Origin of the sequence: Mesorhizobium sp. (assembly GCF_004962245.1) — a bacterium.
Taxonomy (GTDB): Bacteria; Pseudomonadota; Alphaproteobacteria; order Rhizobiales; family Rhizobiaceae; genus Mesorhizobium.
Map to the genome: position 1 here is coordinate 195,679 of NZ_SUHQ01000006.1, position 15,036 is coordinate 210,714.

14 protein-coding genes and 3 pseudogenes are annotated in these 15,036 nt (G+C 59.4%); 8 read left to right on the forward strand and 9 right to left on the reverse strand.

What is annotated here, in order from left to right:
• Positions 1 to 90 precede the first annotated feature (90 nt).
• The 3 genes from E5X88_RS08920 to E5X88_RS08930 form a co-directional block, all read right to left on the reverse strand.
• On the reverse strand, positions 91 to 861 hold the full coding sequence (locus E5X88_RS08920; RefSeq protein ID WP_292160399.1) for a response regulator transcription factor: 771 nt from the start codon (positions 859 to 861) through the stop codon (positions 91 to 93).
• A gap of 393 nt (positions 862 to 1,254) precedes the next feature.
• Positions 1,255 to 1,989 carry a Crp/Fnr family transcriptional regulator gene (locus E5X88_RS08925; RefSeq protein ID WP_292160401.1) on the reverse strand — a complete coding sequence of 245 codons (735 nt, stop codon included), beginning with the start codon at positions 1,987 to 1,989 and terminating at the stop codon, positions 1,255 to 1,257.
• An 885-nt stretch (positions 1,990 to 2,874) separates the two neighbouring features.
• Complete coding sequence (locus E5X88_RS08930; protein WP_292160403.1) at positions 2,875 to 4,020, reverse strand: acyltransferase; 1,146 nt, start codon at positions 4,018 to 4,020, stop codon at positions 2,875 to 2,877.
• Positions 4,021 to 4,260: 240 nt separating this feature from the next.
• Between E5X88_RS08930 and E5X88_RS08935 the strand changes: the two genes are divergently transcribed.
• Positions 4,261 to 4,605 carry a VanZ family protein gene (locus tag E5X88_RS08935; protein ID WP_292160405.1) on the forward strand — a complete coding sequence of 115 codons (345 nt, stop codon included), beginning with the start codon at positions 4,261 to 4,263 and terminating at the stop codon, positions 4,603 to 4,605.
• A 336-nt stretch (positions 4,606 to 4,941) separates the two neighbouring features.
• On the opposite strand, the pseudogene E5X88_RS08940 reads toward E5X88_RS08935, so the two are convergent.
• The 3 pseudogenes from E5X88_RS08940 to E5X88_RS08950 form a co-directional block, all read right to left on the reverse strand.
• Positions 4,942 to 5,034 (reverse strand): annotated as a pseudogene (locus tag E5X88_RS08940) (transposase); the annotation flags it as partial.
• Between the two features lie 57 nt (positions 5,035 to 5,091).
• A pseudogene (locus E5X88_RS08945) lies at positions 5,092 to 5,235 on the reverse strand (ATP-binding protein); the annotation flags it as partial.
• Positions 5,231 to 5,326: pseudogene (locus tag E5X88_RS08950) on the reverse strand (electron transfer flavoprotein subunit beta/FixA family protein); the annotation flags it as partial. The pseudogenes E5X88_RS08945 and E5X88_RS08950, both read right to left, overlap by 5 nt.
• Before the next feature lie 245 nt (positions 5,327 to 5,571).
• Between E5X88_RS08950 and E5X88_RS08955 the strand changes: the two are divergent.
• The 4 genes from E5X88_RS08955 to nadC all read left to right on the forward strand — a co-directional run bounded on the left by E5X88_RS08955 (position 5,572) and on the right by nadC (position 9,938).
• A complete protein-coding gene (locus tag E5X88_RS08955) occupies positions 5,572 to 6,501 on the forward strand; it encodes a hypothetical protein (protein ID WP_292160407.1) in 930 nt (309 codons plus the stop codon).
• A 70-nt stretch (positions 6,502 to 6,571) separates the two neighbouring features.
• On the forward strand, positions 6,572 to 7,546 hold the full coding sequence (nadA, locus tag E5X88_RS08960) for a quinolinate synthase NadA (protein WP_292160409.1): 975 nt from the start codon (positions 6,572 to 6,574) through the stop codon (positions 7,544 to 7,546).
• Positions 7,543 to 9,075: an L-aspartate oxidase gene (locus E5X88_RS08965; protein ID WP_292160411.1), complete on the forward strand. Its 1,533-nt coding sequence runs from the start codon at positions 7,543 to 7,545 to the stop codon at positions 9,073 to 9,075. The genes nadA and E5X88_RS08965 overlap by 4 nt, the downstream gene beginning before the upstream one ends.
• Positions 9,075 to 9,938 (forward strand): carboxylating nicotinate-nucleotide diphosphorylase, encoded by an 864-nt coding sequence (gene nadC, locus E5X88_RS08970; RefSeq protein ID WP_292160567.1) that lies wholly within the window; start codon positions 9,075 to 9,077, stop codon positions 9,936 to 9,938. Before E5X88_RS08965 ends, nadC begins: the two co-directional genes overlap by 1 nt.
• A gap of 226 nt (positions 9,939 to 10,164) precedes the next feature.
• Here the strand turns inward: nadC and E5X88_RS08975 are convergent, their stop codons facing one another.
• Positions 10,165 to 10,749, reverse strand: a complete 585-nt coding sequence (locus E5X88_RS08975; protein ID WP_292160413.1) for a sugar phosphate isomerase/epimerase — start codon at positions 10,747 to 10,749, stop codon at positions 10,165 to 10,167.
• Position 10,750: 1 nt separating this feature from the next.
• Between E5X88_RS08975 and E5X88_RS08980 the strand changes: the two genes are divergently transcribed.
• Positions 10,751 to 11,179: a hypothetical protein gene (locus E5X88_RS08980; RefSeq protein WP_292160415.1), complete on the forward strand. Its 429-nt coding sequence runs from the start codon at positions 10,751 to 10,753 to the stop codon at positions 11,177 to 11,179.
• 484 nt (positions 11,180 to 11,663) lie between these two features.
• Here the strand turns inward: E5X88_RS08980 and E5X88_RS08985 are convergent, their stop codons facing one another.
• On the reverse strand, positions 11,664 to 12,401 hold the full coding sequence (locus tag E5X88_RS08985) for a haloacid dehalogenase type II (protein WP_292160418.1): 738 nt from the start codon (positions 12,399 to 12,401) through the stop codon (positions 11,664 to 11,666).
• 400 nt (positions 12,402 to 12,801) lie between these two features.
• Positions 12,802 to 13,434, reverse strand: a complete 633-nt coding sequence (locus E5X88_RS08990) for an N-acetyltransferase (protein ID WP_292160420.1) — start codon at positions 13,432 to 13,434, stop codon at positions 12,802 to 12,804.
• Between the two features lie 565 nt (positions 13,435 to 13,999).
• On the opposite strand from E5X88_RS08990, the gene E5X88_RS08995 reads away from it, so the two are divergent.
• Positions 14,000 to 14,188, forward strand: coding sequence for a hypothetical protein (locus tag E5X88_RS08995; RefSeq protein ID WP_292160422.1), 189 nt, complete (start codon positions 14,000 to 14,002; stop codon positions 14,186 to 14,188).
• Positions 14,189 to 14,318: 130 nt separating this feature from the next.
• On the forward strand, positions 14,319 to 14,966 hold the full coding sequence (locus E5X88_RS09000; protein ID WP_292160424.1) for a helix-turn-helix domain-containing protein: 648 nt from the start codon (positions 14,319 to 14,321) through the stop codon (positions 14,964 to 14,966).
• Positions 14,967 to 15,036: the final 70 nt, after the last annotated feature.

Here is a 15,036-nt window from a genome sequence, read left to right on the forward strand (position 1 = left end):
GGCCGAGCAGGGCTCTACCAACAAGCCCCATTACGAACGTGCAGCCGTGGCCACCGTTATGTCCCATGATCGCAAGTAACCGTTGTCCAGTTAACTGGATCGGCCTGACACGAGGGTGCCAGGGAACATCTCATTGAGCTTGTAGACGACCTCCGTCCTGTTGGTCGCCTTCAACTTCTTCATGATGTTGCGGATATGAACCTTGACCGTGCTCTCACGGAGATTGAGCTCATGAGCGATGATCTTGTTCGCCTTCCCACGCCTCAGAGCCTGGACAACCTCTTCTTGCCGCTCCGTGAACACGCTCGCCATGGCTCTCGTCGAATCGACGCCCGTGTCGATCGCCTTGTGCAGGGCAAACACACTGCTTGCGGGGACAAATGTGCCGCCGGCAAGAACAAGATTTACGGCTTCAACGCAGATCTCGAAACGGATCGACGAAGGGATGTAGGCTTTTGCACCGTAATTCAACGCCTTTAGAATCTGCTCCAAGTCGTCGGTATCGGCCAAAATCACCACTGGAACCGGGTGAGCCTCATTCACGAGATCGGCGATTTCGCTGCCGGTCTTTGCATCTGTCACCTTTCGGCTGCCCACGTTCAGCAGAATGGCCGATGCCGACAGTGCGTTCTCCTGATGCCGCCATTCTTCGATCGAACCGAACGACAGGATTTCTTTCCCGACGCCATAAGCGGTCAAGCATTGTGCAAGACATTGTCGGTCAAGCACCCGCTCATCCAGCAGAGCCAGGCAGGATTCCGCTAGGCCGTTTCTATGAAGATGAATTCCATTCCCAATGTTACCCGATAAGAATTCCAGTGTACCGGGCGATTTGGCATCCAATTGAATTGTCGGTACCATGAACTTACTCCCCAAACATTACTCACGTTTCGAGACCAGTACGAAAGGGACTTCGGACAATACCATTCCCGCGAGCGATGTTCTGTTCGCGCCAACTTCCTTCAAACTGTGAGATTGCCAGGCCCCCGCCATGGTCACAGCACTATTGCGTAGAAGAGATTATCGGCCAAAAGGCGGGCCTTCACTAATTTAGGTTAACAAAATGTAAAAAAAAATTTCGGCTACTTCACCTGGCCTAGGAGGGGGCTGGTGAGGGACTGCGCCGAACGAAAGCTGGACTTCGCACGGTTGCCAGATGCAAGCAGTCGCCGTCCAATGGGATAGTAGGCTTCGCCTATCGGGATGGCTTTTCAGGCGCGTCCCGTTGTCTTGGCGTGCTATGCCAATAGAGCGTCAATTATAGACATATCTATTATGGACATATCTGTCATCGAACTCGGCAAATTTCGTAGCGCCCGGTTGATCGAGCACGCGGACATGACCTTGGCGGAACTCAAGAAGCCCGCGTTCCCGCAATTCCCGCAACATTCGATTGACATGAATCGGAGTCAGGCCGAGCGCGTCGGCGAGGTCGTATTGGGTGAGCGGGCATGCATAGCCATTACGGGTGACAGCGCCGACACGTTCCAAGCGCGCTCTCAGTTCGAGCAGCAAGTGTGCTGTACGCGCCAGGGCGCTGCGCCGACCTATATTGGTGAGATGTTGGGCAACGAGCGCTCTCTGATGCACGAGAGGTTCGAGAAAAAGGGTCGCTGTACGGGACGACTTCGCTGCGCCAACAACAAGTGTCTTGGTCGAGGCTTCCAACACCGCAAGCTCGGTTTGGGCTACAAATGTCTCAAGAGCTGTGCCCATGTACGACTGTGGCAGGACAATGTCGCCCTTCAGGGCAAAGTCCAAAATCTGTCGCTGCCCGCCGGCAAGATCATGGGAAATGCATCCCCAGCCTGACTCGATTATGAAGACGCGATCGCTGTCCTCTCCCTGATTGACGATTGCGGTCTCTGCCGCATATCGCTTCGTGACGAACCCTAGCGCCTTGATATACGCCTTATCGTCGTTTTTCAGTCCGACCGACGACGGATGATTTTCATTTCCCCCCATAAAAGGGCGTGAAGCATACGTCATTTGAACCCCGCCAATCCTCCCCCAGATACCTCCCTAGGCAAAAATGTACTTCAGCTTTGACGTGTTGAGTACCCTCACCTGGCTACACCTATCGGATGATGTAGCACTGCGCCCTCTCGACAAAGCAAGGATCATGCCTGATCAAGGCCGAACTAAGACCCGAGTTCACTATGAAATTCGACTGACTTTCACGGCTCGGCAATCTGTCCGCGCCAACATGCTTCAGCGCAATTGCACCGACTTCGAGCGTTGCAAACATGTTGGCAGGAGCGGCGGGGTTGCTTCAGCGGGACCCAGGTAAACGCCGCTTTTCGGTGGAAACGAGACAAGTTGCGGCTGCCTGATTGATCCGTGGCGTTCCGCAACGTTGCTGCCACGTCTTGAGGCAACCTCCTGATTTCGCTCGCAGATAACGTCTCGGATACCCCAGTCGATCAGCACCGATTCACTCAAGCGTCACGCCACAAAGCGCAGTCGCGGCAGGTCAGTTGTCTCACAGGACAAGCAAGTCGCACCCGGCATGATTTTTTCTGCCGTAACGGCGTCTCAATGGACAAGAGCGTTCGCCAAAGGCTCGGAACCACTACAACCGGATGAGCACCCTCGCCGGAGTTCCAGGGCCGGAATGGGTCAATTGACGCCTCTCTTTCTAGCCATGCTGTCTCCGTTTGAGACACTACACAGTGGCAAGGCATACCTCATTCGCAGTAGCTACGATGCTCCAATGTCGGCAGATCCGTCGCCACGCGCCCGGGAAGAGGGGTATGTCTGGAGTGCCGATGCCGCCGACCAAAGCCCGTGCAACTGGGACCACAATCGGCTTATACATATGGATCCAGCGCTTGGGGCGAGCGACGCCTCGACCGCCTTGCTGCGTTCCATAGCCTAAACCGCCATTTTGAGCTCATTTGGCGCCGGGGGCTTAGGAAACCATCCCTTGATGGCGTTTTGAATCCTCTTCTCCAGCCACATAACGGCCATGCTCAAACCTAGAACGAACAACAAGGAGAGAGCAAAGACAATAGGCATCGGAAGACCCAAAGAAAACAACCACCAAACCATGACCATCCCAACGGAATAATGGTTCAAATAGATTGGGTAGCTTATTCCTCCGATATATTTTATCAGCCCCTGACGTTCAAAAAGTTTTCTCTTGATAAAATCGCCGTACCTTATCCCTACGATCATTACATACATACAGACCAGCCAAATTATCACGGCTGACAATTTGTACGCATAGCCGCGTTCAACCGAGATGAAAATCTCCGCGATGCCCATAGCGCCGAAAAGCAATAACAACACTGCCTTCCACCCGTGATGCCCCGCTATGCCATGATCATCGCCACCGTTCCTGACAAGAAAGAAGATCATACCTGCAGCGAAGAAAACGCCGTGCTGCAGCAGAAGCAGTTTGAAGGGGAACCGCGAAAGTACCGAAATCGCTTCCTCCAACCGCGTGGACGGCGGCAGCATATGCAACCCAGAGACAACAAGAAGATATACCGAGCTGGAAAACCCTATTATCTTGGCCAGGTCATAGAGTGACAGACGAAACCTCGACAAAATCGACAGGACCACCAGGAAATAAAATACGGCCTCGATGACGAGGGACCATACAACCCCGTCGATATAGGGACCCTTAGGCGACAATATTACAGATCTACAAAAGTCCATCAGAAGACGGGGAAAATCCTCTCCATAAAGAGTTCGTGCGGCCAAACTGACAAGCGCGGACAACCACAAGGCTGGCAATATACGCGTAGCGCGAATGCGCGCGAAACGCAGCGCTTGCGACACTCCGCCTTCGCCCGAGGCGCTCATGGCGATGACGAAGCCGGAAATTACGAAAAAAATCTCGACCCCTACGGCACCCAAACCGGCAAACGCCGATAGAAAACCGAAGGCGACATCGCTCCCCTCGGTGACTGACGCACTGTTCCAGGCGAATGTCGCGAAATGGTTCAGCAACACCAAAATCGCTGCAAAAATGCGTAAGAAATCTATGACGAGATAGTGGGCGTTGCGTTCCATAATCACGTTCCGGACTTTGCGTCAGGCCAAGGTCGAATGTTATCGTGAAATGATCAGTGCACCTGCTGATACGTTCGGATATAAGCTAATAGGATGAACCATCGGGCATGGGACTGCGTGTCTCAGCGCAGATTCACCGCACCGCGACGCCTGATCTTCTTTGGGCGGAGAACTGGTGGATTGTTCAGGCCTTAGAACGTGGAGTAGCGTTGCATCCCAATCATTTCTATGGATGGGAAAATGCCTCGTTCCGTCTTCCGGGCAGCCGCATGGCTGTTGGTCATCGCCATCCTAGCAGTGACGATTGTTCCGATTGGAATGCGCCCCCACTCAGGCCTTGGCCCAGAGCCAGAACGAGTTGCCGCGTTCCTTGTCCTTGGCCTGTTGTTCGGCCTCGCTCACGAGCGCAACTGGATGCTGGCGCTTGGCCTGGTCGTCGTGGCTGGTCTCGGCATCGAGGCATTGCAGATGCTCAGCCCAAGTCGGCACCCGACCCTTGAGGACGCTGTGATCAAAGCGCTCGCCGGCAGCGTCGGGGTTTCGGCTGGCTGCATCATCGCGAAGAAAGGCTGGTTGGGACGGTAGAACGTTCGCTTGGACCGGCGCCACACAGCCATCGCTCGATCTGTACCCCTAATGGGTGTGTCGCACACCTAATTGATGCCGTGCTAATATCGCTGCCGGCTTGGGAGGTTCCGATCGACCTCATTGCAAATATGTTCGCCGGCGCGTGGGCTGCCGGCGTGCTTGCCGCCATCTGGTATGTCTGGAGGCGGCCCTCGCAGCCCATTGCCGAAAGTGAGCGAGACCGCGATTTGCGGGAGTGGCTGGACGGGCAACTATAGAGATCGCTTCTGGCATTCAATCGCAATTAACGGCGAGCCCAATCATCGCCTGGCCCAGCGCCAGCCCGCCATAGGTCTGCTCCGAACGCCGGTAACGCTCGAACAGCTCGGTGGAGAAGCGGCCAGTTCGATCCTGCGGAACCCGCAACTCAAGCCTGCCGACACGGGTGATGTCAAGCGAAGTGAGGATTTGACCCCTTGGGCGAAACGAAGAACTGACCCCCTCTCATGGTTTTGCGGTTTCGTTGGTCTCAAACGTCGTTCCGGCCTTCTGCAATAGGCCGGAACGACGCTTTTCGCGAAGCCGGTAGCTGTCACCGCGAATGGTGATCACTGTCGAATGATGAAGCAGGCGATCAAGGATCGCGGTTGGCGCCCATGGCGAGCGCGGGGCGCAGGGTCTCCTGCGCCTGCTGCGGCCCGATCGAAACAACGATGATCCCCTCAGAGGCGCCTCCTTCCAGGCCCCGAGAAAGAGACCATCGTTTTTTCACGGCGTCGGCGAGGCCCGCAGAGCGCGTGTTGCCGATTGATTTGAGACAATCAGCCTGTGGTCTCCCGAATGTGCTTCGGCTCGAACGGTTTGACTGCCGCAACGGCGCGGTTCACGTTCAGAATCGATCTTGGCCGCAAGGCCCTACCGAAATGCATTGTGCGACGTAACCAGGCAATGACTGAACACGAGACCAAAGCTGTGAGGCGGCCCATGAAAGCCGGCCAGCGGAATTCAATTGCCGCGGAACTGATTGCAGTTCTGGTCGCGGTGACTGCTGGCCAACCGCGCGTTATGACGATCAGACAAGGCAAAGCCTTGCCTTCCGGCCCGTTCGAGCTTGGACATCGATCGCTGCAGTCCGGCCTGAGGGACTGGGTCGAACAGCAGACGCGCCACCCGCTGGGCTATATCGAGCAACTCTACACCTTCGCCGACCGCGACCGCGCCGGCGACGCAAGCGAACAACGCGTGATTTCAATCAGCTATCTCGCCTTGACCCGCGAGGAGCAGGCCGAGCCTGCGGACAAGGCCGCTTGGCGCTACTGGTACGATTATTTCCCTTGGGAAGATCACCGCACCGGTGTCCCGTCCGTTTTGCCAGACACAATCGTCCCGCGTCTGAAGGCGTGGGCCGACGCCGCCGATAGTCGTGCCCTACGTCATCACCTGTGGCAACGGGCGGCGATCGCGTTCGGGCTTGAGGACTACGCATGGAACGAGGATCTGGTGCTACAACGCTACGAATTGCTCTACGAGGCGTCGTTTGTGGAGGAGGCGCATCGCGGTCGCGGTGCGGACAACGCCGTTTTCGGCCGAGCTATGCAGGCGGATCACCGCCGTATCCTGGCCACTGGCATCGCCAGGCTGCGTGCGAAGATCAAATACCGCCCCGTCGTGTTTGAACTGATGCCGCCGACATTCACACTGCTGCAGCTGCAGCGAACCGTGGAGGCGCTCGCCGGCCGACTTGTCCATAAGCAGAATTTTCGGCGCCTGGTCGAGCAACAGGAACTGGTCGAAGAGACCGGAGCGTTGACCGCCGACACCGGTGGTCGACCGGCCAAGCTGTTTCGCTTCCGGCACGGCGTTCTTGCCGAGCGCGCAACCTCTGGGACGAAATTACCCCTCTCGCGTGCTTGACATTCCTTATGCTCAAGGTAAGCATATGCTCCAGTTATACTCGTTTAGAGCATTATTCCCGGAGGCGAGAATGGCAAATGGGCTGGTGCGGAGTTCCGCGCTCTACGATCGGGTGCGGCGGGTCATCCCGCCCGTCGAATGGCCGGTGTTTGCCGACGACATCGACGCCATCCTTGATCTGAAGCGACAACAAAACGCCGTCATACTGGCGCACAATTACCAGACGCCGGAGATTTTTCACTGCGTCGCAGACATTGTCGGCGACAGCCTGGCGCTGGCCCGCAAGGCGATGGCGGTCGAGGCGGATGTCATCGTGCTTGCCGGCGTGCACTTCATGGCCGAGACCGCAAAACTGCTCAATCCGGAAAAGACGGTGCTCATCCCGGACCTGAAGGCGGGCTGCTCGCTGGCTGATTCCATCACCGCTGCCGATATCCGCCTGCTGCGCCAACGATACCCCGGCGTGCCGGTCGTCACCTATGTCAACACGTCAGCGGAGGTGAAGGCCGAATCCGACATCTGCTGCACGTCCGGCAATGCAAAGGCCGTCGTCGAATCTCTCGGCGTTCCTCGAGTGATCATGCTGCCCGATGAATACCTGGCCCGGAACATCGCCGCCCAGACGCACGTCGAGATCATCGCCTGGAAGGGCCATTGCGAGGTGCATGAGCGGTTTACGCCTGAAGACATCAGACAATTGCGCGAGGATTATCCGGGGGTGACGGTGCTTGCCCATCCCGAATGCCCGCCCGACGTGGTCGCGCAGGCCGATTTTTCCGGCTCGACGGCCGCCATGTCCGATTATGTCGGAAGCCAAAAGCCGCCTCGCGTCGTTCTGATGACGGAATGCTCGATGAGCGACAATGTCGCGGTGGAGCATCCCGAGGTCGAGTTCGTCCGGCCTTGCAATCTCTGCCCACATATGAAGCGGATAACGCTCGCCAACATCCGTTCAGCGCTTGAGCAGAACCGGCATGAGGTAAGGATCGAGCCCGGGATTTCAGGACGAGCACGGCTCGCGGTCGAACGGATGCTGGCCGTATGAATATGGAGATCCGCAACCTTGACGGCCGACCGGTTATCGTCGGCGGCGGCATCGCCGGGCTGATGACCGCGCTTCATTTGGCGCCCGAGCCGGCAGTCCTGTTGTCCAGAATGCCGCTTGGAGCAGACGCATCGAGCACATGGGCCCAGGGCGGGCTTGCCGCCAGCCTGGGCCTCGACGACGAACCGTTGCTCCATCTAGCCGACACGCTCGCCGCCGGCGACGGACTTTGCGACGCAGACGTTGCGCGTCGCGTCGTGCAGGCGGCACCGGCTGCGATCGAAGAATTGGCGCGTCTTGGGGTCCGTTTCGATCGGACCCCAGCGGGAGCGCTGCTTCTCGGGCTGGAAGCCGCACACGGCCGGCGGCGTATCGTTCATGCCGGCGGCGACGGCAGTGGACGCGAGATCATGCGCGCGCTTGTCGCAGCAGTGCGATCCACTCCGTCGATTACGGTCATCGAGGGCGTGGAGGCGCGCCGTCTGGCGGTGGACGACAATACGGTTGTCGGCGTCCTGGCTCGCTGCTCCGTTGGTCCGGTATTCTTCGTCACGGGACGGGTCGTTCTTGCCACCGGCGGGATTGGCGGACTGTTCCTCGACACCACCAACCCTTTGGGCAACTGCGGACAGGGTCTGGGGCTTGCGGCGCGTGCTGGTGCGGTCCTTGCTGACCTGGAATTCATCCAGTTCCATCCGACCGCACTTGATGGGGCGGATCGCCCCATGCCGCTGATCAGCGAAGCGGTTCGCGGCGAAGGCGCGACGATCGTCGACGAAACAGGCCAGCGCTTCCTCCAAGGCGTGCAAGGTGCGGAACTGGCGCCACGCGACGTCGTGGCGCGCGCCATCTGGAAACATCTTTCGAATGGCCACTGCGTCTTTCTCGATACGCGGGAAAAGCCCGGCCCGACATTCGCGCGGCAGTTTCCGACGATCGCGTCAGCATGCCGGGGCGCCGGCATCGATCCGGGGCACGACCTCATTCCCATACGACCCGCCCAGCACTATCACATGGGGGGCGTGGCCGTGGATGGAGCCGGCCGCACGTCGGTTTCGGGACTTTGGGCTTGCGGTGAAGTCGCTTCGACTGGGCTGCACGGCGCTAACAGGCTTGCCAGCAACTCGCTGACCGAGGCGATCGTGTGCGCGCTCTGGGTCGCCGAGAGCGCGGCGGGTTCGCCTGGCGGCCGACAAAAACCAGCGATTGCCAGCGATCAGGATTCGCCTGATGATCCAATGCCTGTGCGCGCCCTCCTGTCGGGCGCGCTAGGCCTCGCGCGCGACGGCGAAGGCCTGAAAGCCGCTATACGCGCATTGCTGCCGCTTGCCGCGACATCAGACCCAGCGGCCGTCGGACTGATGATCGCAATTGCTGCCTTCCTGCGCCAGGAAAGTCGCGGTGCTCACTACCGGACGGACTTTCCGCACCGTGCGGCCGTTGCCCGTCGTTTCGAGTTCACCCTCAAAGCCGCCTTGGCGACAGCCCAGGAACTCGCAGGCTCGCCAGCACTTGAAGAGGCGATATGATGAACTTCTCGCCGCTTCCCGCCATCATGCTTGAGCCCACAGTCAGGGCCGCACTTCTGGAAGATCTCGGCCGGGCTGGTGATCTGACGACTGATGCCATCGTGCCGATAGGTCATCGTGCGACGACCGTTCTGGTTGCGCGCCAGAGCGGAGTTATCGCCGGGCTCGATCTGGCGATGCTCGCATTCCGGCTTGTCGACCAGGACCTCGAAATGGTGGTGGAGCGGGCAGACGGCAGCCATGTCGGGCAGGGCGAGATCATTGCGTCGGTAAGCGGCCCGGCCCGCGCCATGCTCACTGCTGAACGGACAGCACTCAATTTTCTGTGCCATCTGAGCGGCATAGCCACCGCGACCGCTTCGATAGTCGCCGCGGTTCGCGGGCATGATCAAAAGATCGTCTGCACACGCAAGACGACGCCCGGTTTGCGAACGCTAGAAAAATATGCCGTGCGAGCCGGCGGCGGCTCCAATCACCGTTTCGGCCTCGACGATGCGATCCTCATCAAAGACAACCACATCGCCATTGCCGGCGGAATTCGCCCTGCCATCGAGCGGGCGCGGGCCGGTGCCGGTCATCTGGTCAAGCTCGAAGTCGAAGTCGACACGCTGGCCCAGCTTGAGGAGGCCTTGGCCCTCGCCCCCGACGCTGTCTTGCTCGACAACATGTCGGTCGACGATCTGCGGCAAGCGGTGGCGATGGTTTCCGGTCGTGCGATCACCGAGGCATCCGGCAGGATCACGCTGGATACGGCTGCCGAGATTGCCGCGACGGGCGTCGATCTGATTTCAGTCGGTTGGCTGACGCACAGCGCACCGATCCTGGACATCGGCCTCGATTATCCGCACGCCTCCGGCGAGTAACTTGCTCTACGCAGGGCGAGTTCTTCCCGCCCGGCTGGTGTTGCCGACTGATCACCACGCAGAAAAAAGCCGTCCGCAAACGCGGGGTATTCCCAGGTTTTGCGGTACCTGGAGGTTGTGTGTGGCGAAGACGACATGATGTCGGGTCGTCAAGCCTGACGCGAATCTTTGCACTACTCGCCACCCGCTTCATGGGCGCAAGAATCCCAATCTGGAACTTAGCTTATCAGCAAACCGTGCGAAAACGCTCGACGCAGCGGTCGAGCACCTCCCCAGGGTCGCGCTTCCACCAGTCGCCGGCCGAGAATATCTCCACCTCGCAGGGTCCGGCATAGCCGGTCGCTTCCACGGCTGCGCGGATCGCCTTTAGATCCGCCAAGCCGTCACCCATCTTGCCGCGATCGAGCAGGACATCGCGCGTCGACGCGAGCCAGTCGCAGAGGTGATAGCCGAGGATGCGCGCCTGCCCTGCGCGACGCAGTTCCGCAGCCAGCGACGTGTCCCACCAGACATGATAAACGTCGATGGCAAGCCCGACATTGTCATGACCGATCGCGCTGCAAAGACCTACCGCATCGCGCGCCGTGACGAGGCACGACCTGTCGCCGCCATAGACCGGGTGCAGCGGTTCCAACGCGAGGCTCACACCGCGTTCGGCCGCATAGGGCGCGGCATCCGCGACGCGGTCGGCGACCAGTTTCAGACTTTCCGAAACGCCAAGTGTGTTCGGCTCAACGCCGCCGACGACGATAGTGAGCACCGGCGCATCGAGGCCAGCGGCCATGTCGATCGAGATGCGGAAATCGTCCATAATGGCGGCGCGGGATGGCAGCGCGAGCGGGCCAACAAGGAACGGGGTACGGCAAGCCCCACGACTCTCAGGCCCGCCGCCCGGACGCGCTCACCGATCTCGACCGCACGCTCACCGATCTCGCGAGAACCTTCATCGGGCCAAGCATCTGAAGAAGTCGGAGATCATCGAGGTCGTCAGCCGAAAGTTCGTCAACATGGGCAGCGACTTGCTCGACTGCGGCGCTGCCGCCGGCGTCTTCCGTCCCGGAATAGACGCCGTGCAGCTCAACATCACGATCGCTGCGATCGGTTACTACTATCTGACCAATCGCTTCACCGGTTCGATCATTTTCGAGCGCGACCTCATGGGGAAAGAGGCACTGGCCGAGCGCCTCTCCTTCAACACCGAGACCATCATCAGGCTGGTGTGTGTCCAGACGGCCCGCTGAAGTTCAGTTTACCTAGCTCCATCCTTCGATTGTCAAATTGACCCTGATGCAATGACGCAAACCTTGGCCGTGCCGACGCACGAACAGGAGCAAGATCAGAAGAAGCAACGGGCACATGATCGTCCTGCCCCGGATCGGTTTCCTGCGGGAAACAATTGATCTGGGGTCATGGATGCAACGAAGCCAACTTATCAACTTTATAAAGAAATCGCCACAAGCCATTGATACTGCAAATTTTACAGACTCGGACGGCATTCATGCATTCTCGTGCTCAGCGACGAACCCAGTGGCGGGGACTCGGTTGAGCCATGTTCTCTTCGTCACTTGCAGCAGATCGGCAACTGGCCGTCAAAATCCATTTCGACCACCCAGCCTGCGCACATGCTATGCATCCGGCTTCTGGCTCGGCAAATCGGGCGCATCGTGCGTCAGCTGCACGAGCTTGGCCATTATGCCGGGTTGCGAATTATGCCGCGCCGATCCGCTACAACCGAAGCCATTCAGCCAACTCAATGAAGTCCCCCGCCACCAGGTCCCAGTCCCCGTCGGCGTGCAAGTCCGTGGTCTGCCCTGCGCCATGCTCGGTTGGACGTGGAACAAAGGCTGTTCGCAGTCCACACGCCCGCGCGGCTGCCAGGTCTCCATTGTGCGCGGCCACAAGACAAATCTCATCCGGCTTCATTGCCAGAACGTCAGCGGTGCGAAGATAGGCTTCCGGCATCGGCTTGTACGCTTGCACGACCTCTGCGCCGAGGATTGCATCCCAGGGGATGCCACTGCGCTTCGCGATGTCGAGCATGAGGATGATGTTGCCGTTCGAGAGCGGTGCGATGATGTATCGGGCCTTCAGTCGTGTGAGGCCGACCACCACGTCCGGCCAGGGCTCCAATCGGTGCCAGGCCAAGTTCAGTTCATCCAGCTCCGAGGCCGGCACAGAAGCCGGGTCGATCCCGAATTCCGGTAGGACTGCTTCCAGATTTTCCCGGTGCAGCACGTCGAGCCTAGTGAACGGCCGCCGGCCGCTGCGAACCTCCTCCATCACCGGGGAGTAACGGCGGCGCCACGCATCGGCAAAAGCAGTGGGGGCGAAGCCGATGGGAATGACCGTTCCCGCACCATGCCGTTTCAGGAACGGGTCTGCTTCACGGGCCACGCCACTGCGCCAGTCGACGACGGTGCCGAAGACGTCGAACACCAGGGCACGCACACCATCCAGCGCCATTACGCTCGGCTCCTTGACGTCAGGCAGTCCCAAAATCGATGATTAACGACCTCGGGTGAACGGAGAAAACTGTCAACGGTCATTATCGCCCATTCATCGCCGAATTCGATCGGAAACTGTCGCGATCAATATTGGCAACGAGAAGGCAAAAAACCAAGTAAATCAACGGCCTTTGGACACGACAGCAGGCCCGAAGGATGTTGAAAAACAGGCAAAGTCCGGCGGTTAGGGATCGGTGGGACTGCGCAGCGTTCAAATCTGTTCCAATGTTTTTGTCCCACGAGGATCTGTCGCAGCTCTATGCAGGTGACCTGATAGAACTCACCACCCCATTTCGGACACTGGCTCAACTCCACCTCGCAGGGAGAAAACACGGCTGAGTTCCAGCTGCTAGGCATTGCTAAAGCACAGCCGCCATGAACACCGTATACTGCGGCAGGCTCGCATGCTGCACTGCCCTGAAACCGAGTGTCCGGTAAAAGGCCTGCGCACCGAGGTTCTTCGGGCTTACATGCAGGTGCATGCCCTGCGCGCCCGCCTCGCGAAGCTTTGTCATCAGGTATCGCATGCCTCGGCGTCCGATCCCCTTGCCTCTGGCTTCCTGCAGAAGATCGATATGGCCGTGCGCCGGCCATTCATGCAGCGCCTCGGGATAAATGAACTCCGGATGATGGATGGCCCGCCGCGCCCAGTCGCTGCCCCGCCACCGGCTCTCGTCCGGCCCCGGATCGGCGAGCTGTGCCGCCAGCGGCGGAAACCATTCACGCCCCGCCCGTTCATAGAAGGCAGCGCTGTCGGGCGTGCCCAATATGTAGCCGCACACGCCGTTGGGACCTTCGACCACGAAGGCGAAGTCCGGCTCCAGCACCTGGTACGGCACCGAATAGATCAGGCCAAGAAGATCGGGATCGTCTTCCCGCGCCGTTGCATCCTGGCCGGAGTCTCCGGTTCTCAGGGATATGAGGTTGAGCGCCGGATGGTCCTCTCGCAGCGCCCGGCGCAGCACATATCCGCCTCCGAATTCAAGCTCCATGTCAGTAGCGCCCGTTGCCGTCGTCCTCGCCGAGGCGGTCGATGATCGGCGCGGCATCACCATCGACGTTTACCAGAACGCCAATACGCAGGCATGGAAGCCGCAACCCAAGATCTCGTCAAGGCTGGCGCCGGCGCATATGGGGACCTCTGGGCGGCTAGGCTGGTCAAACCATCCCATTTGCACGGCGTTGCCGCAGATCACCGCACTCATGGCGAATCTAAAGACCGAAACAAGGAGGGATCCTTAACGATCGCCAGTCCATTCGCGTCCTCCTTGACGGTCGCGGTTGAGTTGGCTCGATTGGCTGCATCGACAAAAAAGAAGCCCGCTGCCGGAGGGAGTGGGCAGCGGGCTCAGCACCACGATGGATCAGGGAGGAGGGATCCATCGCTCGCCCATGCCAGGGGAAAGCATGGGGTATATGATAAATAGGAAGATGATCCTAGCAATCAAGAGCAACAAGACCGGCTTTTGAGACGCCTCGCGCAGTTCGATCCAATGGAACTCGCGCTGGCCTTTTTTGCAGATCCAAAAAGCGGGCTGTCATCTCTCGGAGACTGCCGTGATTGAAGGGTTGACGGCAACCGCCGTCATAGCGCCGCCATATAAATCGATCCGCCTCAACGCGAAGATTTCAGCGAACGGCCCGACGCCGGACGACCAAGCCTCGAGTGGCATGCGTTTTCGCTCCGCCCGCACCAGGATACCGGCGGCCGGGTTAACGAACGTCAAGGTGCGTGCCAGCAAATAGCATAACAGTTGGCAGCCCTCGACAGGCCGTCCGGCCGACGTCTAGGTAGTTTCCCGTAGGGACATAACCGAATTTCGCGAGCCGCCGATCCGCGCGATTGCTGTGTCACGGATCAACCGGGAAAACAGCCATGCACGCCTACACGACCTCAAGGATTGCCCTGCCCTCGCATGCCCCCCAGCCGAGCCTGCCGGCGGCATTCGACACCGCACCGCTGCAACCGGTCAGCTTCTTTCCCGCCGGTGCCGAAATCTATGCCCAGGGCGAAAAGGCCGGCGCCTTCTACCAGGTCGAGTTCGGCGCCGTCCGCGTCTACCGCCTGCTTGCCGACGGCCGCCGGCAGATAAGCGCCTTCCACCTGGCTGGAGAGACCTTCGGCTTCGAGGCCGACACCACGCATCATTTCTTCGCCGAAGCGATCAATGCCACCGGTGTGCGCGTCTTCCGCTTCGCCGCCGGGGCTGACATGTCCCATCAGTTGCTGCCCTTGGCGCTCAAGGGACTGACAAGGGCTCAGGAACACCTCCTGGTGCTCGGTCGCCAGAACGCCATCGAACGCATCGCCGCGTTCCTGGTCGACATGGCGGAGCGCCAGGGTGGATTGCGGCAGGTCGAACTGCCGATGTCGCGCATGGATATCGGCGACTATCTCGGCCTCACCATCGAGACCGTATCGCGGGTCTTCACCCGGCTGAAGGACAAAGGCGTCATCCGCCTGCTCAACCTGCGCAGCATCGAAATCGTCAAGCACGACGCGCTTCGCAATATGAGCGAATGACGGAACTTCGCCCGATCTCCCGAATGCGGCAGGCCGGAAACGGCCACGCTCGCCTTCACCAGTCCACCCA

Bases quoted from the DNA above. Each gene is read 5' to 3' on its own strand.
- E5X88_RS08920 (WP_292160399.1), bottom strand. From the start codon at position 861: ATGGTACCGACAATTCAATTGGATGCCAAATCGCCCGGTACACTGGAA.
- E5X88_RS08925 (WP_292160401.1), bottom strand. From the start codon at position 1,989: ATGACGTATGCTTCACGCCCTTTTATGGGGGGAAATGAAAATCATCCG.
- E5X88_RS08930 (WP_292160403.1), bottom strand. From the start codon at position 4,020: ATGGAACGCAACGCCCACTATCTCGTCATAGATTTCTTACGCATTTTT.
- E5X88_RS08935 (WP_292160405.1), top strand. From the start codon at position 4,261: ATGCCTCGTTCCGTCTTCCGGGCAGCCGCATGGCTGTTGGTCATCGCC.
- E5X88_RS08955 (WP_292160407.1), top strand. From the start codon at position 5,572: ATGAAAGCCGGCCAGCGGAATTCAATTGCCGCGGAACTGATTGCAGTT.
- nadA (WP_292160409.1), top strand. From the start codon at position 6,572: ATGGCAAATGGGCTGGTGCGGAGTTCCGCGCTCTACGATCGGGTGCGG.
- E5X88_RS08965 (WP_292160411.1), top strand. From the start codon at position 7,543: ATGAATATGGAGATCCGCAACCTTGACGGCCGACCGGTTATCGTCGGC.
- nadC (WP_292160567.1), top strand. From the start codon at position 9,075: ATGAACTTCTCGCCGCTTCCCGCCATCATGCTTGAGCCCACAGTCAGG.
- E5X88_RS08975 (WP_292160413.1), bottom strand. From the start codon at position 10,749: ATGGACGATTTCCGCATCTCGATCGACATGGCCGCTGGCCTCGATGCG.
- E5X88_RS08980 (WP_292160415.1), top strand. From the start codon at position 10,751: ATGGCGGCGCGGGATGGCAGCGCGAGCGGGCCAACAAGGAACGGGGTA.
- E5X88_RS08985 (WP_292160418.1), bottom strand. From the start codon at position 12,401: ATGGCGCTGGATGGTGTGCGTGCCCTGGTGTTCGACGTCTTCGGCACC.
- E5X88_RS08990 (WP_292160420.1), bottom strand. From the start codon at position 13,434: ATGGAGCTTGAATTCGGAGGCGGATATGTGCTGCGCCGGGCGCTGCGA.
- E5X88_RS09000 (WP_292160424.1), top strand. From the start codon at position 14,319: ATGCACGCCTACACGACCTCAAGGATTGCCCTGCCCTCGCATGCCCCC.